Source organism: Streptomyces sp. NPDC048290, assembly GCF_040652095.1.
Taxonomy (GTDB): Bacteria; Actinomycetota; Actinomycetes; order Streptomycetales; family Streptomycetaceae; genus Streptomyces.
The window spans coordinates 427,129-448,301 of sequence record NZ_JBEZLM010000005.1 but is presented as its reverse complement, the minus strand read 5'-3'; the positions used below and the strand labels follow the sequence as shown (position 1 = coordinate 448,301).

The 21,173-nt window shown below is 72.6% G+C and carries 17 protein-coding genes and 1 rRNA gene; 14 read left to right on the top strand and 4 right to left on the bottom strand.

What is annotated here, in order from left to right; all coding sequences use genetic code 11:
• From rrf to AB0D49_RS11420, 3 genes are all read left to right on the top strand, one after another.
• Positions 1-93 (top strand): 5S ribosomal RNA (gene rrf, locus AB0D49_RS11430); the annotation flags it as partial.
• Between the two features lie 151 nt (positions 94-244).
• The gene (locus tag AB0D49_RS11425) at positions 245-1,351 is read left to right on the top strand and encodes a hypothetical protein (protein WP_362754606.1); all 1,107 of its coding nucleotides are present in this window, start codon (positions 245-247) and stop codon (positions 1,349-1,351) included.
• A complete protein-coding gene (locus AB0D49_RS11420; RefSeq protein WP_362754603.1) occupies positions 1,330-2,088 on the top strand; it encodes a tetratricopeptide repeat protein in 759 nt (252 codons plus the stop codon). Before AB0D49_RS11425 ends, AB0D49_RS11420 begins: the two co-directional genes overlap by 22 nt.
• Before the next feature lie 72 nt (positions 2,089-2,160).
• On the opposite strand, the gene AB0D49_RS11415 is transcribed toward AB0D49_RS11420, so the two are convergent.
• Positions 2,161-3,450 carry a DUF1015 domain-containing protein gene (locus AB0D49_RS11415; RefSeq protein WP_362754537.1) on the bottom strand — a complete coding sequence of 430 codons (1,290 nt, stop codon included), beginning with the start codon at positions 3,448-3,450 and terminating at the stop codon, positions 2,161-2,163.
• A 72-nt stretch (positions 3,451-3,522) separates the two neighbouring features.
• On the opposite strand from AB0D49_RS11415, the gene AB0D49_RS11410 reads away from it, so the two are divergent.
• The 4 genes from AB0D49_RS11410 to AB0D49_RS11395 all read left to right on the top strand — a co-directional run bounded on the left by AB0D49_RS11410 (position 3,523) and on the right by AB0D49_RS11395 (position 8,133).
• Positions 3,523-4,551 (top strand): HAD hydrolase-like protein, encoded by a 1,029-nt coding sequence (locus AB0D49_RS11410; RefSeq protein WP_362754534.1) that lies wholly within the window; start codon positions 3,523-3,525, stop codon positions 4,549-4,551.
• Between the two features lie 119 nt (positions 4,552-4,670).
• Positions 4,671-5,714, top strand: a complete 1,044-nt coding sequence (locus AB0D49_RS11405) for an iron ABC transporter permease (RefSeq protein ID WP_362754530.1) — start codon at positions 4,671-4,673, stop codon at positions 5,712-5,714.
• Between the two features lie 56 nt (positions 5,715-5,770).
• The gene (locus tag AB0D49_RS11400; protein WP_362754528.1) at positions 5,771-6,817 is read left to right on the top strand and encodes an iron chelate uptake ABC transporter family permease subunit; all 1,047 of its coding nucleotides are present in this window, start codon (positions 5,771-5,773) and stop codon (positions 6,815-6,817) included.
• Between the two features lie 497 nt (positions 6,818-7,314).
• A complete protein-coding gene (locus AB0D49_RS11395) occupies positions 7,315-8,133 on the top strand; it encodes an ABC transporter ATP-binding protein (RefSeq protein WP_362754525.1) in 819 nt (272 codons plus the stop codon).
• 67 nt (positions 8,134-8,200) lie between these two features.
• On the opposite strand, the gene AB0D49_RS11390 is transcribed toward AB0D49_RS11395, so the two are convergent.
• The gene (locus AB0D49_RS11390) at positions 8,201-8,548 is read right to left on the bottom strand and encodes a sterol-binding protein (RefSeq protein WP_362754522.1); all 348 of its coding nucleotides are present in this window, start codon (positions 8,546-8,548) and stop codon (positions 8,201-8,203) included.
• A gap of 42 nt (positions 8,549-8,590) precedes the next feature.
• Here AB0D49_RS11390 and AB0D49_RS11385 point away from each other — a divergent pair, with 42 nt between their 5' ends.
• From AB0D49_RS11385 to AB0D49_RS11365, 5 genes are all read left to right on the top strand, one after another.
• Positions 8,591-8,881 (top strand): hypothetical protein, encoded by a 291-nt coding sequence (locus tag AB0D49_RS11385; RefSeq protein ID WP_362754519.1) that lies wholly within the window; start codon positions 8,591-8,593, stop codon positions 8,879-8,881.
• 7 nt (positions 8,882-8,888) lie between these two features.
• On the top strand, positions 8,889-9,704 hold the full coding sequence (locus AB0D49_RS11380; protein ID WP_362754516.1) for a TlyA family RNA methyltransferase: 816 nt from the start codon (positions 8,889-8,891) through the stop codon (positions 9,702-9,704).
• On the top strand, positions 9,701-10,639 hold the full coding sequence (locus AB0D49_RS11375; RefSeq protein WP_362754513.1) for an NAD kinase: 939 nt from the start codon (positions 9,701-9,703) through the stop codon (positions 10,637-10,639). Before AB0D49_RS11380 ends, AB0D49_RS11375 begins: the two co-directional genes overlap by 4 nt.
• 278 nt (positions 10,640-10,917) lie before the next feature.
• A complete protein-coding gene (gene recN, locus AB0D49_RS11370) occupies positions 10,918-12,636 on the top strand; it encodes a DNA repair protein RecN (protein WP_362754600.1) in 1,719 nt (572 codons plus the stop codon).
• Between the two features lie 238 nt (positions 12,637-12,874).
• Complete coding sequence (locus AB0D49_RS11365; protein ID WP_362754510.1) at positions 12,875-13,999, top strand: glycosyltransferase family 4 protein; 1,125 nt, start codon at positions 12,875-12,877, stop codon at positions 13,997-13,999.
• Between the two features lie 210 nt (positions 14,000-14,209).
• Here the strand turns inward: AB0D49_RS11365 and AB0D49_RS11360 are convergent, their stop codons facing one another.
• Together AB0D49_RS11360 and AB0D49_RS11355 are read right to left on the bottom strand one after the other, a co-directional pair.
• Positions 14,210-15,916, bottom strand: coding sequence for a PucR family transcriptional regulator (locus tag AB0D49_RS11360; RefSeq protein ID WP_362754507.1), 1,707 nt, complete (start codon positions 15,914-15,916; stop codon positions 14,210-14,212).
• A 111-nt stretch (positions 15,917-16,027) separates the two neighbouring features.
• Complete coding sequence (locus AB0D49_RS11355; RefSeq protein WP_362754597.1) at positions 16,028-17,830, bottom strand: glycoside hydrolase family 15 protein; 1,803 nt, start codon at positions 17,828-17,830, stop codon at positions 16,028-16,030.
• A 731-nt stretch (positions 17,831-18,561) separates the two neighbouring features.
• Here AB0D49_RS11355 and AB0D49_RS11350 point away from each other — a divergent pair.
• Complete coding sequence (locus tag AB0D49_RS11350; RefSeq protein WP_362754504.1) at positions 18,562-20,244, top strand: CTP synthase; 1,683 nt, start codon at positions 18,562-18,564, stop codon at positions 20,242-20,244.
• Positions 20,245-20,336: 92 nt separating this feature from the next.
• Complete coding sequence (locus AB0D49_RS11345) at positions 20,337-20,978, top strand: NUDIX hydrolase (protein WP_362754501.1); 642 nt, start codon at positions 20,337-20,339, stop codon at positions 20,976-20,978.
• The last annotated feature ends 195 nt before the right edge of the window (positions 20,979-21,173 follow it).

Below are 21,173 nucleotides of genomic sequence, written 5' to 3'. Positions count from 1 at the left end.
ACGCCCGGTTACATTCCGAACCCGGAAGCTAAGCCTTACAGCGCCGATGGTACTGCTGGGGGGACCCGGTGGGAGAGTAGGACGCCGCCGAACAATCTTTGGAGGACCCCTGGTCCCAGCGTTCAGCTGGGACCAGGGGTCCTTTTGTTTTTACAATGCTTGCGGTACCGAAGACAGGAGTCACCGATGTCCACCAACTCTCCCGACGATCGACCGGAGCGCGACCAGCGGCGACGGGACAGTGGTGACCGCGGGAACCGGGGGGAGCGCAGCGACCGTGGTAGTGCCGGTCGCGGTGACCGCGGTGACCGTGGCGGGTTCCGCCGGGACAACGACCGGCGGGACAACGACCGTGGTGGCTATCGCCGTCCCGGTGACGGGCGGCGGGACGACAACCGTGGTGCGGGGCGCGGCGAGCGTTCCGAGCGGTCTGACCGCCCGGGTGACCGCGGTGGCTTCCGTGGGCGGGACGACCGGCGTGATGGTGGCGATCGGGGGTCCAGGCCGTCGTACCAGCGGGACGATCGTGCGCGGGGCCCTCGGCGTGAGGACGAGCGGAGTCGGGGTGGGTTCCGGCGGGACGACCGCGGGGACCGGCCGGCGTTCCGGCGGGACGACCGTCGTGATGACCGGAGGGATGATCGCCGGGACGACCGTAGGGACGATCGTCGTGACGGTGATCGGGGAGGTTACCGGCGGAGCGACGACCGCGGTGGGTTCCGGCGGGATGACCGGCGTGATGATCGGCGGGACGACAACCGTGGGGGTTATCCGCGGCGGGACGACCGTCGTGACGATCGGCGCGATGAGCGGCGTAGTGACGACCGTGGGGGATACGTCCGGCGTGATGAGCGGCGGGACGATCGTGGTGAGCGCAGTGGTGGCGGGTTCCGTCGGGACGATCGGCGGGACCAGCGGGGGGATCGGCCGGCGTTCCGGCGGGATGATCGTGGGGAGCGTCCGGGTTTCCGGCGGGATGACCGCGGAGAGCGGCCGGGCTTCCGGCGGGATGACCGTGGGGATCGGCCGGCCTTCCGGCGCGACGACCGTCGGGACGAGCGGCGTGATGACCGGCGGGATGATCGACGGGACGAGCGTCGTTTTGAGCGGCGGGACGATCGGGGTGAGCGGTCCGGGGTCCGGCGGGACGGTGGGGAGCGCGGAGGGTTCCGTGGGCGGGACGACCGTGGTGCTCGGGATGACCGGCGGGGCGGGCCCCGGCGGGACGACCGTGGTGGGTTCCGGGGGCGGGACGACCGGCGGGGGCCTGCCGGTGGTGGGGGTCGGTTCCGTGAGGAGCGTGACCGGGACCGTGAGCCGATCAAGCGGCTGCCCATCCCGGAGGATGTGACCGGCGAGGAGATCGACAAGGACGTACGGCAGGAGTTGCTGAGTCTGCCGAAGACGCTTGCTGATGATGTCGCCAAGAACCTGGTGATGGTCGCTCGGCTGATCGATGAGGATCCTGAGGGGGCCTATGGGTATGCGCGGGTCGCGTTGCGGCTGGCGTCGAGGGTCGCTGCCGTACGGGAGGCGGCCGGGTTCGCGGCGTATGCGCATCAGAAGTACGGGGAGGCGCTCGCGGAGTTCCGGGCTGCTCGGCGGATGACCGGGAATGCCGATCTGTGGCCGGTGATGGCCGACTGTGAGCGTGGGCTCGGGCGGCCGGAGAAGGCGCTGGACATGGCCGGGGCGCCGGAGGTGCAGAAGCTGGACAAGGCCGGGCAGGTCGAGATGCGGCTGGTCGCGGCCGGGGCGCGGCGGGACATGGGGCAGCTGGACGCGGCCATCGTGACCTTGCAGAGTCCTGAGCTGGCGTCGAACTCCGTACAGCCGTGGACCGGGCGGCTGCGGTACGCCTATGCCGATGCGCTGCTGGAGGCGGGGCGGAAGGACGAGGCGCGGGAGTGGTTCGCCAAGGCCGTCGAGGCGGACCGGGACGGTGGTACGGACGCGTCGGACCGGCTCGCTGAGCTGGACGGGGTGGAGTTCATGGACGCGTTGGACGAGGAGACCGACTCCTCCTCCGGTGATGCGGTGGAGAAGGAGACGGGGTCGGGGTCGGAGCCCGGGGGTAGCGCGGGCTGATGTGAGGTGGGGGTGGGTTTCCCGGTTGGTCGGGAAGCCCACCCCCTTTTTTTGTTGGTGCTTCGGGGGGTGTCAGAGGTCCAGGGCTCTCAGGACCAGGCCCGAGGCCGGTTTTGGGCCGAAGGATGTCGACTTTCGGGGCATGGTGACACCCTGGCGGGCCAGGTCGCGGACCAGTTCCTCGCGGACCGGGTGCATAAGGACGGCCGTACCGCCGTCCTGTTCGGCCTTGGTGACGGTGGCCGCCGTGTCGTGGATGTAGGCGATGTGGGTCGGGGAGTCCTCCGGGATCTGCCAGAGGTGGTCCAGGAGGGTGCTGTGCAGGACCGTCGCGTCCAGGGTGCGCCAGGTGGAGGGGCGGTCGGTGGGGACCGTGCGGGCGAGGAGGGCCTGGTTCGGCTGGTCGACCAGGTGGTAGGTGCCGTCGCCCGCCAGGAGGTAGGCGTTGCTGTGGGCCGCTGCCTCGGACAGGGCGGCTAGGGCCTGGTCCAGGGGGGCGCGCAGGGAGCGGATGCGGAAGTGGGGCTTCAGGGCCGCCAGGGCGTCCGGGACGGGGAGGTGGGGGAGGTAGCGGTGGATGGCCCGGACGCGTAGGGGGTAGCGGGCGGTGTCCACGAGGAGGACCAGGCCGTCGTCCCAGGGGCTGGGGGAAGGGTGCTCCGCGCGGAGCCGGCGGTAGGTGGCCCAGCGATGGTGGCCGTCGGCGATCAGGGCCTGGTGGCGGGCCAGGTCGGTGGTGATCGTCGTGAGGTCGGTGGGGGAGGTGAGGGACCAGAGGCGGTGGTGGTAGCCGTCCTCGGTGGTGGTGGAGAAGAGCGGGGAGGTCTGGGTGGTGCGTTCGATGATCTCGGCGGTTGTCGTGTGCTCGTCGCCGCGGTAGGTGAGGAGGAGTGGCTCCAGGTTGGCGGAGGTGGCGCGCATCAGGGCGGCTCGGTCGGCCACCAGGTGGGGCATCACGTCCTCGTGGGGCAGGACGATCCGGTCCTCGGGGTCCGTGACGCGCAGGGCGCCGATGATTCCGCGTTGCAGCAGGCCCTCGCCGTCGCTCTGTTCGTAGAGGTAGAGGCCGGGTTCGGGGTCGGCGGACAGTGTGCCCTCGGTGCGCCAGCGGGTGAGGGTGGCGGCGGCCTGGGCGTTGCGGGCCTCGGGGGTCTCGGCCTGCGGGAGGATCAGCCGGACGATGTTGTGCGGGTCGGCGGCCTGGAGCTGGTGGAGGCCGTCGGGGCGGACCACGACGTCGTAGGGCGGGGACGTCACGGCGGCGAGGCTGCCGACCCGGTCGGGGTCGTAACGAAGGCCGCGGAACGGGGTCAGTTCCAGGCCCCGGCGCTCCGTCGCTTCCGAGTGACCTGCTGTATTCATCCCGGCATCGTACGTGTGTCAGTGCCATGGGGGATGATCGGGGGAAAGCCGGTGGAGCGAGGAGCGGGTGCGATGAGGCAGGGCGTCAGGACCAGGCCCGGGGGCAGTGCGCGGGCGCTGAGCGAGGCGTACGACACGGCGCTGCTCGATCTCGACGGTGTGGTGTACGCGGGCGGGAACGCGATCGCGCACGCCGTGGAGTCGCTGGCCACCGCGCGGGACGGCGGGATGCACCTGGCGTATGTCACCAACAACGCGCTGCGGACGCCGGACACGGTGGCGGCGCATCTGACCGCGCTCGGGATACCGGCGGCGGCCGGGGATGTGATCACCTCGGCGCAGGCGGTCGCGCGGCTGATCGCGGAGCAGTTGCCCGCGGGGGCGCGGGTGCTGGTGATCGGCGGGGACGGGCTGCGGGTGGCGCTGCGCGAGCGCGGGCTGACGCCGGTGGAGTCGGCGGACGACGATCCCGCGGCGGTGGTGCAGGGGTACGGCGGGCCGGAGCTGGCGTGGGGGCGGTTCGCGGAGGCGTGTTACGCCATCGCGCGCGGGGTGCCGTGGTTCGCGTCGAACACGGATCTGACGATTCCGAGCGCGCGGGGCATCGCGCCGGGCAACGGGGCGGCGGTGGAGGTCGTGCGGATCGCCACGGGGGCGGAGCCGCAGGTGGCGGGGAAGCCGCTGCCGCCGATGCACCGGGAGACGATCCTGCGCACCGGGGCGCGGCGGCCGTTGGTGGTGGGGGACCGGCTGGACACGGACATCGAGGGCGCGTTCAACGGGGATGTCGACGCGCTGCTGGTGCTGACCGGGGTGACGGACGGGGCGCAGTTGCTGGCCGCGCCGCCGCGGCACCGGCCGACGTATGTGGACGCCGATCTGCGCGGGATGCTCACCGGGCAGCCGGAGGTCACGCCGGTCGGGGACGGCTTCCGGTGCGGGGGATGGACGGCGACGGCGGGTGCCGAGCGGCTGGAACTCGACGGTGAGGGGGCGGCGCTGGACGGGCTGCGGGCGTTGTGCGCGGCGGCTTGGACGGCGGCGGGGGATGGGGCGTGTGCGTTGGATGGGGGGAAGGGGCTGGCTCGGCTGGGGTTGTGAGGGTGCGGGGGGCGAGGGCGGGCCAACGGTCGCTTGAGTGGGCCGGTGCGTGGGGTGCCTGCGGTGCCGCCGAGGTCAGCGGGGCGGCGCGCTGACGAGGGTAGGCTAACCTAACCTCCGTGTTGGTTGAGAGTCCTCCCAAGCCGCGCGTGGCAGCCGTTCCCGTGCCGCCGACTCGTCAGGTGATCCGAGGCGTCGGGCTGCTGGTCGCGCTGGCGGTACTGGTGCTGGTCGCCCTGGCGAGCATCGCGATCGGCGCGAAACCGCTCTCCCCGGGCGAGGTGTGGCACGGTCTGTTCCAGGATTCGGGCCGGTACGCCGATGTGGTCGTCGGTGAGCGGGTGGCGCGGACGGTGCTCGGGCTGCTCGCCGGAGCCGCCCTCGGGCTGTCGGGCGCGGTGCTCCAGGCGCTGACCCGTAATCCGCTGGCCGATCCGGGGCTGCTCGGCATCAACGCCGGGGCGTCCGCCGCGGTCGTCACCGCCATGACCTATCTCGGGGTCACCAGCCTGATCGGCTATGTGTGGTTCGCGTTCGCGGGGGCGGCGCTGGTCGGCGCGCTGGTGTGGTTCCTCGGCGGCAGCCGCGGGGCGACCCCGGTCCGCCTCGCCCTCGCGGGCACGGCAATCAGCGCAGCCCTGTACGGCTATCTCCAGGCCGTGATGATCATGGATCAGGCGGCGCTGGGCAAGATGCGCTTCTGGACCGTCGGTTCGCTGAACGCGGCGACCGGCGACACCATCCTCCAAGTGCTGCCGTTCCTCGTCCTCGGCACGCTGCTGGCGCTCGGGCTGGCCCGGCCGCTCAACGCCATGGCGATGGGCGACGACACCGCCAAGGCGCTGGGCGCCCACCTCAACCGGACCCGGGCGCTGTCGATGCTGGCCGCGACCGTGCTGTGCGGGGCGGCGACCGCCGCGTGCGGTCCGATCGTGTTCGTCGGTCTGATGGTGCCGCATGTGGTGCGGTCGTTCACCGGTCCCGACATGCGCTGGATCCTGCCGTACGCCACGGTCCTGTCGCCGGTGCTGCTGCTCGGTGCCGATGTGATCGGGCGGGTCGTGGCGCGGCCCGCGGAGGTGCAGGTCGGGATCGTCACGGCGGTGCTGGGCGGGCCCGTCTTCATCTATCTCGTACGACGGCGGAGGACGGCGCAGCTGTGAGGGGCGTGGCGAAGGACGCGGTGGACACGGCCGCCGGGGAACGTGCCGTTCCGGCCATGAGGGCAGGTCGGGTCCGGGGGTCCGTCTGGGCGTTCGGTGGGGTCTCCGTGCGGGTGGACGCGCGGGTGGCCGGGGTCACCGCCGTGCTGGTGGTGGTCGCGCTGGTGATGGGGGTGCTGCTGGTCGGTACGGGGGACTTCCCGATCCCGGCCGGTGAGGTGCTCAGGACGCTGGCGGGGCGGGGCGATGCCGGGCAGGAGTTCATCGTCCGGGAACTGCGGCTGCCGCGGGTGCTGGTGGGGCTGCTGGTGGGGGCCGCGCTCGGGCTGGCCGGGGCGCTGTTCCAGTCCATCACGCGCAACCCGCTGGGCAGTCCGGATGTGCTCGGGCTCGGGCAGGGCGCGACCGCCGGTGCGCTGATCATGATCGTGCTGGTGTCCGGGAGCGCCGGGCAGGTCACCATGGGGGCGCTGGTCGGGGGGCTGGTAACCGGGGCGGCGATCTATCTCCTCTCCTGGAAACGGGGGGTGCAGGGCTATCGGCTGGTGCTGGTCGGCATCGGTGTCTCGGCCGTGCTCACCGCCGTCAACGGATATCTGCTGACCAGGGCGGACATCGTGGACGCCAGCCGGGCCATGGTCTGGATGACCGGTTCGCTGGGCGGCCGGGGCTGGGAGGAGGTCTGGCCGCTGCTGGCGCTGTGCGCGGTGCTGGTGCCGCTGGTGCTGGTCAACGGGCGCGGGCTGCGGATGCTGGAGATGGGCGACGATGTGTCGTACGCGGTCGGGGTGCGGGTCGAGCGGGTGCGGCTGGTGCTGATGCTGGCCGCCGTGCTGCTGGTCGCCGGGGCCACCGCCGCCGCCGGGCCGGTCGGCTTCGTGGCGCTCACCGCACCCCAGCTGGCCCGGCGGCTCACCCGCTCACCCGGCCCGAATCTCGTGCCGTCGCTGTGCATGGGCGCCGCGCTGCTGGTCACCGCCGACTGGACGGCACAGCGGGTCTTCGGCGCCGATCAGCTGCCGGTCGGCGTGGTCACCGGGGTGCTCGGCGGTGGCTATCTGCTGTGGCTGCTGGTGACCGAGCGGCGGGCGGGGCGGATATGAGCGGGGGGACGAGCGGTGGCCGGGGCGGGGCGATGAGCGCGGAGGCGAGCGGTGGTCGAGGCGCGGAGACGAGTGGTTGCCGGGGCGGGGAGCTGAGCGTGGAGATGAGCGGCGACCGGGGTGCGGAGTTGAGCGCGGAGGTGAGCGGTGGTCGAGGCGCGGAGATGAGCGCGGAGACGAGTGGCGGCCGGGGTGCGGAGTTGAGCGCGGAGGCGAGCGGCGGTCGAGGCGCGGAGGCGAGCGGCGGCCGGGGTGCGGAGTTGGGCGCGGAGGTGAGCGGCGGTCGAGGCGCGGAGATGAGCGGTCGCCGGGGCGGGGAGTTGAGCGCGGAGGCGAGCGGCGGTCGAGGTGCGGAGACGAGCGGGCGCCGAGGCGGCGAGTTGAGTGCGGAGACAAGCGGCAGCGCAGGCGCCGCGATGAGCGCGCGTACGGGCGCCGACCCGAGCCCCGTCGCCGTACCGGCGTCCGGAACAAGTACCTCCCAAGGAGCAAGCACCGTGAACCGTCTGACCGCGGAGCAGGTCACCCTCGCCTACGACCAGCGGGTCATCGCCGAGCGGCTGTCCGTGGCGATACCCGACCACTCCTTCACCGTGATCGTCGGTCCCAACGCGTGCGGCAAGTCGACGCTGCTGAGGGCGCTGTCGCGGATGCTGCGGCCCAGCGAGGGCCGGGTGCTGCTGGACGGGCAGGTCATCCAGTCGATGCCCGCGAAGAAGGTGGCCCGGACGTTGGGGCTGCTGCCGCAGTCGTCCATCGCGCCGGACGGGATCACGGTCGCCGATCTGGTGGGCCGGGGCCGGTATCCGCATCAGGGGCTGCTGCGGCAGTGGTCGGCGGAGGACGAGCGGGTGGTCCAGGAGTCGATGGCGCAGACGGGCGTGGCCGAGCTGGGCGAACGGTATGTCGACGAGCTGTCCGGCGGTCAGCGGCAGCGGGTGTGGATCGCCATGGCGCTGGCCCAGCAGACGCCGCTGCTGCTGCTGGACGAGCCGACCACGTATCTCGACATCCAGCACCAGATCGATGTTCTCGACCTCTGTGCCGAGCTGCATGAGGAGCAGGGGCGGACGCTGGTCGCCGTGCTGCACGATCTCAATCACGCGGCGCGGTACGCCACGCATCTCATCGCGCTGCGGGACGGGGAGGTGATCGCCGAGGGGGCGCCCCGCGACATCGTCACCGCCGAGTTGGTCGAGCGGGTGTTCGGGCTGCGGTGCCAGGTCATCGACGATCCGGAGACGGGTACGCCGCTGGTGGTTCCGGCGGCGCGGCGGGCACGGGCGGCGGTGGCTGTGGAGGCCAAGGCTTCCTGAAGGAGGGGGCTTCCTGAAGGGGGCTTCCTGAAGGGGGCTTCCTGAGGGAGGGCCCCTGAAGGGGGCGCTACAGGAGCTTTCTCAGGTGCAGCAGGTCCCGCAGGCCCGCGGTGAGCTTCACCCGGCCCGAGCCCCAGGCGCGGGCGAAGTTCAGCTCGCCGTCGACCAGGGCGATCAGGTCGTCGCCGGTCAGGACCAGTCTGATCTGGGCCTTCTCGCGCGGTGGCCCGGTGTGGGTGTCGTCGATCCGCAGGCCGCCGTCCGCGGTCCGGCCGGCGAAGGTGACCTCCAGGTCGGTGAGGTGACAGCTCACCGAACGGTCCAGGTCGGCAGCCGCGCGGAGGTCGCCCTCGGCGCTCCGCATCCGGTCCGAGAGTCGGTCGAGTGCGTCGCGGCACTCCTCGATCGTCGCCATCGTGAGCGACGGTATCGCAGTGCCACGCGGTAGCGTCGGGGCATGAGCGAGTCGATGTCGGAGGCCGAGAGCGACGCCGGTGACGCCGGCGAGGAGGCCGGCGCGTACGAGCCCGCCGCTCCCGCGCCGCTGGACGTGCCCCGTGAGCCCACCGGTGAAGCCGGTGTCGACGCCCAGCTCCAGCGGCTGGCCGACGCCGACCACCTGGCGACGGACGGGCATGTCGAGGTGTACGAGGATGTGCACCGGGGGCTGCGTGACGCGCTGACCGCGCTCGACGCCCGTCCGGGACCTCCGGCGCCCCCGCCGCCGTACCCCCAGAGCAGGAGCTGAACCGAACGTGGCAGGAGTCGCACGCCGCCGTCTGGACGCGGAGCTGGTCCGCCGGAAGCTCGCGCGGTCGCGGGAGCACGCCAGTCAGCTGATCGCCGCCGGGCGGGTCAGTGTCGGCCGGACCCTCGCGACCAAGCCCGCCACCCAGGTGGAGACGGCCGCGGCGATCGTCGTCGCCGCCGACGACAGCGATCCCGAGTACGTGTCCCGGGGCGGGCACAAGCTCGCCGGGGCGCTGGCCGTCTTCGTACCGGCGGGGCTGGTGGTGGACGGGCGGCGGGCGCTGGACGCCGGGGCCTCCACCGGCGGGTTCACCGATGTGCTGCTGCGGGCCGGGGCCCGGCAGGTGGTCGCCGTGGACGTCGGGTACGGCCAGCTCGCCTGGACTTTGCAGAGCGATGAACGCGTCACCGTCAAGGACCGTACGAACGTACGCGAGTTGACGCTCGACGCGATCGATGGGGAGCCTGTGGAACTGGTCGTGGGGGATCTGTCCTTCATTCCGCTCGGGCTCGTGCTGCCCGCGCTGGCCCGGTGCGTGACGCCGGACGCCGATCTGGTGATGATGGTCAAACCCCAGTTCGAGGTGGGCAAGGAACGGCTGGGCAGCGGGGGAGTGGTCCGCAGTCCGGAGCTGCGGGCCGAGGCGGTGCGCGGAGTGGCCGCCAGGGCGGGGGAGCTGGGACTCGGGGTGCGGGGAGTGACGGCCAGTCCACTGCCCGGACCCTCGGGGAATGTCGAATACTTTCTGTGGCTGCGGGCCGGGGCTCCGGAACTGGACCCGGCCGACGTTGACCGTGCAGTGGCGGAGGGGCCGCGTTGACAACGAACCCTGGTTCCGGTTCCGGTTCTGGATCTCGTTCTGGTTCTCGGACTGTTTTCCTGCTGGCGCACACCGGGCGGCCCGCGGCCATCCGCAGTGCCGAACTGGTGGTGAAGGGACTGCTCCGCTCCGGTATCGGGGTGCGGGTGCTGGAGCACGAGGCACGGGATCTGCCGCTGCCCGCGGAAGTGGAGCTGATCAAGGAGGCCACCCCGCTGTGCCTGGACGGGTGCGAGCTGCTGATCGTGCTCGGGGGCGACGGGACGCTGCTGCGCGGCGCCGAGTTCGCCAGGGCGTCCGGGGTGCCGATGCTCGGGGTGAACCTCGGGCGGGTCGGGTTCCTCGCCGAGGCCGAGCGGGACGATCTCGACAAGGTCGTCGACCGGGTGGTGACCCGGGCGTACGAGGTCGAGGAGCGGATGACCGTCGATGTCGTGGTGCACAGCAACGGGGACATCGTGCACACCGACTGGGCGCTGAACGAGGCGGCGGTGCAGAAGGCCACCGCCGAGAAGCTGCTGGAGGTCGTGCTGGAGATCGACGGGCGGCCGGTGACGGGGTTCGGGTGTGACGGGATCGTGCTGTCCACGCCGACCGGGTCCACGGCGTACGCGTTCTCCGCGGGGGGGCCGGTGGTGTGGCCCGAGGTGGAGGCGTTGCTGATGGTGCCGATCAGCGCGCACGCGTTGTTCGCCAAGCCGCTGGTGACCTCGCCGGATTCGGTGCTGGCGGTGGAGGTGCTGCCGCATATTCCGCCGGGGGTGTTGTGGTGTGACGGGCGGCGGACCGTCGAGCTTCCGGCGGGGGCGCGGGTGGAGGTGCGGCGGGGGGCGGTGCCGGTGCGGTTGGCTCGGCTGCATCATGCGTCGTTCACTGATCGGCTGGTGGCGAAGTTCGCGTTGCCGGTGTCGGGGTGGAGGGGGGCGCCTCACTGACACCGGGCGTTTCATCCGGGAGGGTGGTTTCGGGGTGGGCGAGTGCGGGTCCGGTGGGGCTTCTCGCGCAGTTCCCCGCGCCCCTGAGGGGGTGGTGGCGGGTATGGGTGAGTGGCTGCGGGTGTGATGTGGCTGGTCGCGCAGTTCCCCGCGCCCCTGGGAAGTGGCTGGTTGCGTAGTTCATCCCCAAGAGGGGGTACCCGCAGCACCCCTCAGGAGGGTGGGGCGGTCGCATGGGGTGGGGGGGACCTCGTAAGGTCGTGTCCGTGTTGGAGGAGATGCGGATACGGTCGCTCGGAGTCATCGACGACGCCGTGGTCGAGCTGTCGCCGGGGTTCACGGCCGTCACCGGGGAGACCGGTGCGGGCAAGACGATGGTGGTGACCAGCCTCGGGCTGCTGCTCGGTGGCCGGGCGGACGCGGCACTGGTGCGGATCGGCGCCGAGAAGGCGGTCGTCGAGGGGCGGATCACGCTCGCCCGCGGCGCGTCGGCCGCCGTACGGGCCGAGGAGGCCGGGGCCGAGCTGGACGACGGGGCGCTGCTGATCAGCCGTACCGTTTCCGCCGAAGGGCGGTCTCGGGCGCATGTCGGCGGGCGGTCCGTACCGGTGGGGATGCTGGCCGAACTCGCCGACGAACTCGTCGCCGTGCACGGCCAGACCGATCAGCAGGGGCTGCTGAAGCTGTCCCGGCAGCGGCAGGCGCTCGACCGGTACGCGGGGGACGCCGTCGCCGTACCGCTCGCCAAGTACGCCGAGGCGTACCGGCGGGTGCGGGCCGTCGCCGTCGAGCTGGCCGAGATCACCACCCGGGCGCGGGAGCGGGCGCAGGAGGCCGATCTGCTGCGCTACGGGCTGGACGAGATCGCCGGGGTCGAGCCGCGCGCCGGGGAGGATGTGGAGCTGGCCGAGGAGGCCGAGCGGCTCGGTCACGCCGAGGCGCTGGCGTCGGCGGCGACCGTCGCGCACGCCGCTCTCGCCGGGAACCCCGAGGACCCCGAGGGGGTCGACGCCTCGACGCTGGTCGCGGGCGCCCACCGGGCGCTGGAGGCCGTACGGTCGCACGATCCGGCGCTGGCGGCGCTGGCCGGCCGGATCGGGGAGATCGGGATTCTGCTGGGCGATGTGGCGGGCGAACTCGCCGGGTACGCCGACGATCTCGACGCCGATCCGCTGCGGCTGGCGGCGGTTGAGGAGCGCCGGGCGGCGCTGACCGGGCTGACCCGGAAGTACGGGAACGACATCGCCGCCGTGCTGGACTGGGCCGAGCAGGGCGCCGCGCGGCTGACCGAGCTGGACGGCGACGACTCGCGGATCGACGAGCTGACCGCCGAGCGGGACGCGCTCCGCGGTGAGCTGGGCGGGCTGGCGCAGGCGCTGAGCGAGGCACGGCAGGAGGCGGCGGAGCGGTTCGCCGCCGCGGTGACCGCCGAGCTGGCGTCGCTGGCCATGCCGCACGCCCGGGTGTCGTTCGCGCTGCGGCAGACCGAGGACGCGGAGGGCGTCGAGATCGGCGGCCGGACCGTGGCCTACGGGCCGTCCGGCGTCGACGAGGTCGAGCTGCTGCTCGCCCCGCACCCGGGGGCGCCGGCCCGGCCGATCGCCAAGGGCGCGTCCGGCGGTGAGCTGTCCCGGGTGATGCTCGCGGTGGAGGTGGTGTTCGCCGGGACGGACCCGGTGCCCACGTATCTCTTCGACGAGGTGGACGCGGGCGTCGGCGGCAAGGCGGCCGTGGAGATCGGGCGGCGGCTGGCGCGGCTGGCCCGGTCCGCTCAAGTGGTGGTCGTGACGCATCTGCCGCAGGTCGCCGCGTTCGCCGACCGGCAGTTGCTGGTGGAGAAGACCAACGACGGGTCGGTGACCCGCTCCGGGGTGAAGGTGCTGGAGGGCGAGGACCGGATCAGGGAGCTGTCGCGGATGCTGGCGGGCCAGGAGGACTCGCAGACGGCACGGGCCCACGCGGAGGAACTGCTCGCGGCGGCCCGCGGGGAGTCGTAGGACGGGTCCTCGGGGCGTGCGGTGGGGGGCGGCTCGGGCGCAGTCCGTGGTCACTCGTGTGAGTGGATCGTGCGGGCTCCGTGTGACCCCCCATGACCTCGGGCGTTGCGGGAACCGGTGGGCGTGCTGGCATCCTTGGGAGGGTGCAGGGAGGGGGCCGCGCGGTGCACGGTGCGGGGTCGAACCTTCTGTACGTTGCTTCGTGACCGTTCGATGCCGACCCAGGAGCCCCGGCCACGTGACCCCCGTGAGCAGTCACCCGCACGGCCAGTCGACGCTGCGCACCGTGCAGGTGCTGGGCGGCGGGCACGCCGGAAGCAGCGCGCATGTGCGGTCGCTGGCCGCCGGGCTCGTCGCCCGGGGCGTGCGGGTCACGGTGTGCGCCCCCGTCGAGGCCGAGCGGGAGTACGACTTCAGCGGTGCCGGGGCCGATCACGCCCATGTGCCGCGCGGCAGCGACCCGTCGTCGGTGGCGGCGCTGCGGGCGGCGTGCGCGGACGCCGATCTGGTGCACGCGCATGGGCTGCACGCCTCGTTCCGGGCCGCGCTGGCGCTCAGCGGGCGGCACATTCCGCTGGTGGTGACCTGGCACAGCCGGGCCCGGGTCGAGGGGGCGCGGGCGCGGCTGCTGCGGCTGCTGGAGCGGCGCGTGGTGCGGGCGGCGGCCGTGGTGCTGGGCACGTCGTCCGATCTGGTCGACCGGGCCCGGCGGCGCGGCGCGCGGGACGCCCGGCTGGCGCCCGCCGCACTGCCGGGGACGTGGGTGACACCGGGGGACGAGTGCGATCCGGCGAAGCTGCGCGCCGAACTCGGGGCCACCGGACGGCCGCTGGTGCTGGCGGTGGCCCCGCTCGAACGGAACCGGGGGTACGACGTGCTGCTGGACGCGGCCCGCACCTGGCGGCTCCTCGACCCCGCGCCGTTCGTGGTCGTCGCCGGTGAGGGCGAGCTGCGGGGGCCGCTCCAGCGCCGGATCGAGGACGAGGAACTGCCGGTGCGGCTGCTCGGCCGGCGCGACGACATCGCCGAACTGCTCGCCGCCGCCGATCTGGTGGTGCTGCCCAGCCGGTGGGAGTCGCGGTCGGTGCTCGCCCAGGAGGCGCTGCACGCCGGGGTGCCGCTGGTCGCCGCCGCCGTAGGGGGCATCCCGGACCTGGTGGGGGACGCCGCGGAACTCGTCCCGTACGGGGACGCGGAAGCGCTCGCCGCCGGTGTCGTACGGCTGCTCGGGGACGCCGGGCGGTGCGAGGAGCTGCGGCGCAACGGGGAACGGCAGGCGGCGACCTGGCCGACCGAGGACGAGACGGTGGCTCAGGTGCTGAGTGTGTACGACGAGTTGACGCAGCCGCGCGCGATGGTGTGAGCGGTGGGGGGTTCGGCGGGGCGGGGGTGTTGGTGTGGACGCCGGTGGGTTCGGTGAGGCGGGGGCGTTGGTGTCGGCGCCGGTGGGTTCGGCGCGGTGGCGGGCGTCGGTGTGAGCGCCGATGGGTTCGGCGCGGTGGCGGGCGTCGGTGTGAGTGCCGGTCGGTTCGGCGCAGTCGTTCGCGGTGGTCCGGGCTGATCTGCGCGCCGGTCAGCCCACGTGCCGGCGGGCGCGCAGGGCCAGGCTGAGGGCGAGCACGGTCTGCGGGTCGTCCAGGTCGGTGCCGAGGAGTTCGCCGATGCGGGCCAGCCGGTTGTACAGGGTCTGGCGGTTGAGGTGGAGTTCGCGGGCCGTCTCCGCCTTGCGCCCGGCGTGCGCGAGATAGGTCTCCAGAGTGGGCAGCAGGGGCGGCTTGGAGCGGCGGTCGTGGTCCCGGATCGGGCCGATCGCCCGGTCCACGAACGCGGCCAGGTCGGGATGGTCGCGCAGCCGCCACAGCAGCAGGTCGATGTCCAGGCGCCGGGCGTCGTACCAGGGCCGGTCGGCGAGCCCCTGGGCGGCGGTCGCCGTCTCCGCCGCGTGCCGCAGGCCCGCCGAGGCCGCCGCCCAGCCGCCCGCCACACCCACGACCACCACCGGCGGCCGGGCCCCGGGCCGCTGCATCCCGGCCCGCTCGACGCCCGCCCGCAGCGCCGCCGCCACCCGGTCGGCGACCGTGGCCCGCTCCGTCTCGGCGCGCAGCCCCACCAGCAGCGGCACCCGGCCCTCCACCGGCCGCACGCCCAGCAGCACCGGCACTCCGACCGAGGCCAGTTCCTCGGCGACCGCGCGGGCCAGCAGCGCCCAGCCGCCGCCCTGCGCGATCGGGTCGCCCAGCCGCATCACCACCGGCAGCAGCGGACCGGCGGAGGGCTTGAAGCCCAGGACCCGGGCCTGCGCCGGGGCGTCGTCGGCGGCGATCCGGCCCTCGGCGAGGTCGGTGAGGAAGTCGCCGCGGCCCCGGGCGGCCAGTTCCTCCTCCTGGCGGGCCTGCATCAGCACCACCGCGAGGATCTCCGCGACCCGCTCGGTGGCGATCCGGTGCACCGGCGCGAGCGCCCCGCGCACCGGCAGGGTCACCAGCCGGGCCCGTACCGCGCCCGATCCATGGCCGCCGCCCGGTACGTCCACCAGGACCGAGCCCGCCGGGGGCGGGGTCTCCTTGTGCTGGCCGCGCAGCCCCTCCCACACCTGGAGCGGCTCGGCGCCCTCGGGGCCCGACCCGGCCGCGTACAGGAGCAGGCCCTCGGGGGTCTCCAGGAAGACCGGGTTGCCGCTGAAGTCCGCCAGGACGGCCAGCACCTGCGGGACCCCGCCGCCGCCGAGCAGGGCCTCGGTGCACCGGCGGACCACGTCCTCGGCGCGCTGGAGCAGGGCGTAGTGGCCGTTGACGATCTCGGTGTGGATCTCCTCGGTCACCGTCACGAACGGGACCTCGCGGTGCAGCTGGATCAGCGGGAGCCCGGTCGTACGGGCCGTCTCCACCAGCGTCGCCGGGAGCCGGGTGAAGCGCGGGCCCAGCTCGACCACCAGGGCGGCGATCCCGCGCTCGGCGAGGGTGCGGACGAACGCGCGCTGTTCGGCGGGGCGGGTGCCCAGGCCGTAGCCGGTGGTGAGCAGGAGTTCGCCGCCCTTGAGCAGGGAGGCGATGTTCGGCACCTCACCGGCGTGCACCCAGCGCACGGTGCGGTGCAGCCGGTCGGCGCCCGCGAGGACCTCGGGGAGCCCGCTGCGCAGTCCGGGCAGCTCCAGGGCGCGCTGCACGGTGATACCGGCGCCGGAGCTGTCGTACCGCTGATCGGTCCGGTGGTCATGCCGCTGGTCGTACCGGGGGGCGTCGGTCCGGTGGTCGGGGCGGGGGTCCGTGCGGCTGTCCATGGAGCGGACGCTACCCGCGTGGACGGGGTGGTGACAGTTCAGGGCGGTGATGGGCGGTGGTGGCGGCCCCGGGAACTGCTCCGGGACCGCCACCGGGGGTGTCCGGCGAGGTCAGCCGCCGTACGCGCCCGATGCCGTCAGGCGCAGGGCCGTGTCGATCAGCGGGACGTGGCTGAACGCCTGGGGGAAGTTGCCGACCTGGCGCTTGAGACGCGGGTCCCACTCCTCGGCGAGCAGTCCGAGGTCGTTGCGCAGGGCGAGGAGGCGTTCGAAGAGCCTGCGGGCCTCGTCGACCCGGCCGATCATGGCGAGGTCGTCGGCCATCCAGAAGGAGCAGGCGAGGAAGGCGCCCTCGTCGCCGGGCAGGCCGTCGACTCCGGCGTCGGGGCCCTCGGTGGGGTAGCGCAGGATGAAGCCGTCCGGGGTGGACAGCTCGCGCTGGATGGCCTCGATGGTGCCGATGACCCGCTTGTCGTCCGGGGGCAGGAAGCCCATCTGGGGGATCAGCAGCAGGGAGGCGTCCAGCTCCTTGGAGCCGTAGGACTGGGTGAAGGTGTTGCGCTCCTTGTCGTAGCCCTTCTCGCAGACGTCCCGGTGGATGTCGTCGCGCAGGTCGCGCCAGCGGTCCAGGGGGCCGTCCGCGTCGCCGGACTCGATCAGCTTGATGGTGCGGTCCACCGCGACCCAGGCCATCACCTTGGAGTGCACGAAGTGGCGGCGCGGGCCGCGCACCTCCCAGATGCCCTCGTCCGGCTCGTTCCAGTGGTTCTCCAGGTAGTGGATCAGCTTGAGCTGGAGCAGTGAGGCGTAGTCGCTGCGGGCCAGACCGGTCATGTGGCCCAGGTGCAGGGCCTCGGTGACCTCGCCGTAGACATCCAGCTGGAGCTGGTGGGCCGCCCCGTTGCCGACCCGGACCGGGGCCGAGTTCTCGTAGCCGGGCAGCCAGTCCAGCTCGGCCTCGCCCAGCTCGCGCTCGCCGGCGATGCCGTACATGATCTGGAGGTTCTCCGGGTCGCCGGCCACCGCGCGCAGCAGCCACTCGCGCCAGGCGCGGGCCTCCTCGCGGTAGCCGGTGCGCAGCAGCGAGGAGAGGGTGATCGCGGCGTCCCGGAGCCAGGTGTAGCGGTAGTCCCAGTTGCGGACGCCGCCGATCTCCTCCGGCAGGGAGGTGGTGGGGGCGGCCACGATGCCGCCGGTGGGGGCGTACGTCAGCGCCTTCAGGGTGATCAGGGAGCGGACCACCGCCTCCCGGTACGGGCCGTGGTACGTGCAGTGCTCGACCCACTCGCGCCAGAAGTCCTCGGTCGCGGTGAGCGACAGCTCGGGCTCGGGCAGGGCGGGCGGCTCCTTGTGCGACGGCTCCCAGGAGATGGTGAACGCGATCCGCTCGCCCGGCGCGACCGTGAAGTCGGCGTACGTGGTCAGCGCCTTGCCGTAGGTCTCGGCCGGGGTGTCGAACCAGACCGAGTCGGGGCCCGCGACGGCGACCGTGCGCCCGTCGTGCTTGTGGACCCAGGGCACGATCCGGCCGTAGGAGAAGCGCATACGCAGGGTGGAGCGCATCGGGACACGGCCCGAGATGCCCTCCACGATGCGGATGACCTGGGGCGCCCCGTCGCGCGGGGGCATGAAGTCGGTCACCCGGACCGAGCCGCGCGGGGTGTCCCACTCCGACTCCAGGATCAGGGAGTCGCCCCGGTAGGTCCGCCGGGTCGCCGAGGGCGGTTCGGCGTCCGGCGCGTGGGACGGGCCGATCCGCCAGAATCCATGATCCTCGGTGCCGAGCAGACCGGCGAAGATGGCATGTGAGTCGAAGCGGGGCAGGCACAGCCAGTCCACTGTGCCGTCCCGGCAGACCAGTGCGGCGGTCTGCATGTCTCCGATGAGTGCGTAGTCTTCGATGCGCCCGGCCACGTGCAACTCCAGTCGAACGGCCACGTCACCCCGTGAAGGGGCTGTCGCTTGGTGCGGTCAAGGGGAAATGTCATGTGTCGTTGAACGATGAAGCAAAACGGCCGGTCGGCGCCGATGTGCAGAACGGCAGTCTGTGCTCAACGAACTGACGAGCTCTCGTTGTTCCGGCTTGTTCCCATGGAATTCCGGTGGAATTCCGGTGGAAAACGGGCGGGGGGTGGTGCCGTTGTTCCAGTGGGCTCGGCAGCGAGTGTCCGAGCAGGATACGACGCACGTAGATGATCTGCGTGCCGCTCCGGGCAACGCGGGTGAGCCGATCGGGTGAGCGAGCGGTGAGAGGCGTGTGAGGCGCGCCGCGCGGGTGCGGTGGTTGTGGCGCGTTTGTGCCGATGCGCACGGTGTGCTGGTGCGGCACATGGGCGGATGCGGGTGCTGTGCCAGGGCCGCACGGGTGTGGAGGTGAGTGCCGTGTATGTGCCGTGTAGGTGTCGATGTGTACGCGGAGCGTGGCGGGGGTGTGGCCGGGCCGTATCGCCCCGGGGCGCTGTTACCCTGGTAGCCCGTGGACCGGTGGGCGTAGAACCCCCGAACCGCAGCGACGGCGCCCCCGGCGGCCGTACGCGGTCCCCGGCGGAATCTCCGAAGGAATCCCGCAGGGAAGCTCGTACGCGATCCGGTACGCACGCGCCACCGCACCCCCAGACCGCGACCACGGGAGCCCCGTTTTGGCCATGCCGCCCGCTGCTTTTCGAAACAGCACAGCCACGACGACCAAGCACATCTTCGTCACCGGGGGTGTCGCCTCCTCGCTCGGCAAGGGTCTGACGGCCTCCAGCCTGGGCATGCTGCTCAAGGCCCGCGGTCTGCGCGTGGTGATGCAGAAGCTCGACCCCTACATCAATGTCGACCCCGGCACGATGAACCCCTTCCAGCACGGTGAGGTGTTCGTCACCAACGACGGCGCCGAGACCGATCTCGACATCGGCCACTACGAGCGCTTCCTCGACCGCGACCTCGACGGCTCCGCCAATGTCACCACCGGCCAGGTGTACTCGACGGTGATCGCCAAGGAGCGCCGCGGCGAGTACCTCGGCGACACCGTGCAGGTCATCCCGCACATCACCAACGAGATCAAGAACCGCATCCGGCGGATGGCCGCCGACGACGTGGACGTCGTGATCACCGAGGTCGGCGGCACGGTCGGCGACATCGAATCGTTGCCGTTCCTGGAGACAGTCCGTCAGGTCCGCCACGAAGTGGGCCGGGACAACGTGTTCGTCGTCCATATCTCGCTGCTGCCCTACATCGGCCCCTCCGGCGAGCTGAAGACCAAGCCGACCCAGCACTCGGTGGCCGCCCTGCGCAACATCGGTGTCCAGCCGGACGCCATCGTGCTGCGCTGCGACCGTGAGGTGCCGACCGCCATCAAGCGCAAGATCTCGCTGATGTGCGATGTCGACGAGGCCGCGGTCGTCGCCTGTCCGGACGCCCCCTCCATCTACGACATCCCCAAGGTCGTGCACTCCGAGGGGCTGGACGCGTACGCCGTGCGCCGGCTCGACCTGCCGTTCCGGGACGTGGACTGGACGACCTGGGACGATCTGCTCGACCGGGTCCACAACCCGCGTCATGAGATCACCCTCGCCCTGGTCGGCAAGTACATCGACCTGCCCGACGCCTATCTCTCGGTCACCGAGGCGCTGCGCGCGGGCGGCTTCGCCAACAAGACCCGCGTCAAGATCAAGTGGGTCACCTCCGACGACTGCAAGACCCCGGCCGGGGCCGCCGAGCAGCTCTCCGACGTGGACGCCATCTGCATCCCCGGCGGGTTCGGCGACCGGGGCGTGTCCGGCAAGGTCGGCGCGATCCGCTACGCCCGTGAGCAGAAGATCCCGCTGCTGGGGCTCTGTCTGGGCCTCCAGTGCATCGTGATCGACGCGGCCCGCAACCTGGCCGGGATCACGGACGCGAACTCCACCGAGTTCGACCCCGCCACCGGGCACCCCGTCATCTCCACCATGGCCGAGCAGCTCGACATCGTCGCCGGTGAGGGCGACATGGGCGGCACCATGCGGCTCGGCATGTACCCGGCGAAGCTGGCCGAGGGCTCGATCGTGCGCGAGGTGTACGACGGCAAGGAGTACGTGGAGGAGCGGCACCGGCACCGCTACGAGGTGAACAACGCCTACCGCGCGGAGCTGGAGAAGAAGGCCGGGATCGTCTTCTCGGGCACGTCCCCCGACAACAAGCTGGTCGAGTACGTCGAGTACCCGCGCGAGGTCCACCCCTACCTGGTCGCCACCCAGGCCCACCCCGAGCTGCGCTCCCGGCCGACCCGGCCGCACCCGCTGTTCGCCGGGCTGGTGAAGGCGGCGGTGGAGCGCAAGGGGGCCGCGGCGGAGCGGTCGGTGTAACGGCCGGTTGTACGGTGGGTGGCCGGGGTGGGTTCCTGAGAGGGGCGCACCCCGGCTTCCTTTTTCTGTTCGCGCGTGGGAGGGCACCCGGAATGCACGGCACGACGATCGAGGACAGCCCCGAGGAATGGGAGGTCCGGGGGACCGCGACGCCGTTCGTGGGCAAGAAGACCTCCGTGCGGACGGACGAGGTGGTCATGCCGGACGGGAGCGTGGCCCGGCGGGACTACCAGGTGCATCCCGGGTCGGTGGCCGTGCTCGCGCTGGACGAGGCGGACCGGGTGCTGGTGCTGCGCCAGTACCGGCATCCCGTGCGGCAGAAGCTGTGGGAGATCCCGGCGGGCCTGCTGGACGTGCCGGGGGAGAACCCGCTGCACGCGGCGCGGCGGGAGCTGTACGAGGAGGCGCACGTCAAGGCGGAGGACTGGCGGGTGCTGACCGACGTGTACACGACGCCGGGCGGCTGCGATGAGGCGGTACGGGTGTTTCTCGCGCGGGGGTTGTCGGAGGTCGAGGGCGAGCGGTACGAGGCGGAGGGGGAGGAACTGGACCTCGAACTGTGCCGGGTGCCGGTGGGGGAGCTGGTACGGGGGGTGCTCGCGGGGGAGCTGCACAACAACTGCCTGGTGGTGGGGGTGCTGTCGCTGGTGGCTGCGCGGGGTGAGGAGGGCGGGGGGTTGGACGCGCTGCGGTCGGCTGAGGCGGCGTGGCCTGCGCGGCCGTTCGAGTCGTGAGGGTCTGTTGCCCTGCGCTGCGGCGCACCTAAGGGGCGCGGGGAACTGCGCGACCAGCCCTCCACGAGCCGCACCCGAACGACGACCGGCGTCGCCGTGAGGTGGCCGGGGTGGGGGTGTCACTCACCGCGTTGGCGGGTGCCGCTGCGCCCACCCGTGCCGCCCTGGGGGTCCCCCCTCTGGGGGAGGCACGAC

What these genes read in the sequence shown, in the direction of transcription:
- recN (WP_362754600.1), top strand. Translation starts at nt 10,918, where the DNA reads ATGCGGATACGGTCGCTCGGAGTCATCGACGACGCCGTGGTCGAGCTG.
- AB0D49_RS11350 (WP_362754504.1), top strand. Translation starts at nt 18,562, where the DNA reads ATGCCGCCCGCTGCTTTTCGAAACAGCACAGCCACGACGACCAAGCAC.
- AB0D49_RS11400 (WP_362754528.1), top strand. Translation starts at nt 5,771, where the DNA reads ATGAGGGCAGGTCGGGTCCGGGGGTCCGTCTGGGCGTTCGGTGGGGTC.
- AB0D49_RS11345 (WP_362754501.1), top strand. Translation starts at nt 20,337, where the DNA reads ATGCACGGCACGACGATCGAGGACAGCCCCGAGGAATGGGAGGTCCGG.
- AB0D49_RS11390 (WP_362754522.1), bottom strand. Translation starts at nt 8,548, where the DNA reads ATGGCGACGATCGAGGAGTGCCGCGACGCACTCGACCGACTCTCGGAC.
- AB0D49_RS11385 (WP_362754519.1), top strand. Translation starts at nt 8,591, where the DNA reads ATGAGCGAGTCGATGTCGGAGGCCGAGAGCGACGCCGGTGACGCCGGC.
- AB0D49_RS11410 (WP_362754534.1), top strand. Translation starts at nt 3,523, where the DNA reads ATGAGGCAGGGCGTCAGGACCAGGCCCGGGGGCAGTGCGCGGGCGCTG.
- AB0D49_RS11415 (WP_362754537.1), bottom strand. Translation starts at nt 3,450, where the DNA reads ATGAATACAGCAGGTCACTCGGAAGCGACGGAGCGCCGGGGCCTGGAA.
- AB0D49_RS11360 (WP_362754507.1), bottom strand. Translation starts at nt 15,916, where the DNA reads ATGGACAGCCGCACGGACCCCCGCCCCGACCACCGGACCGACGCCCCC.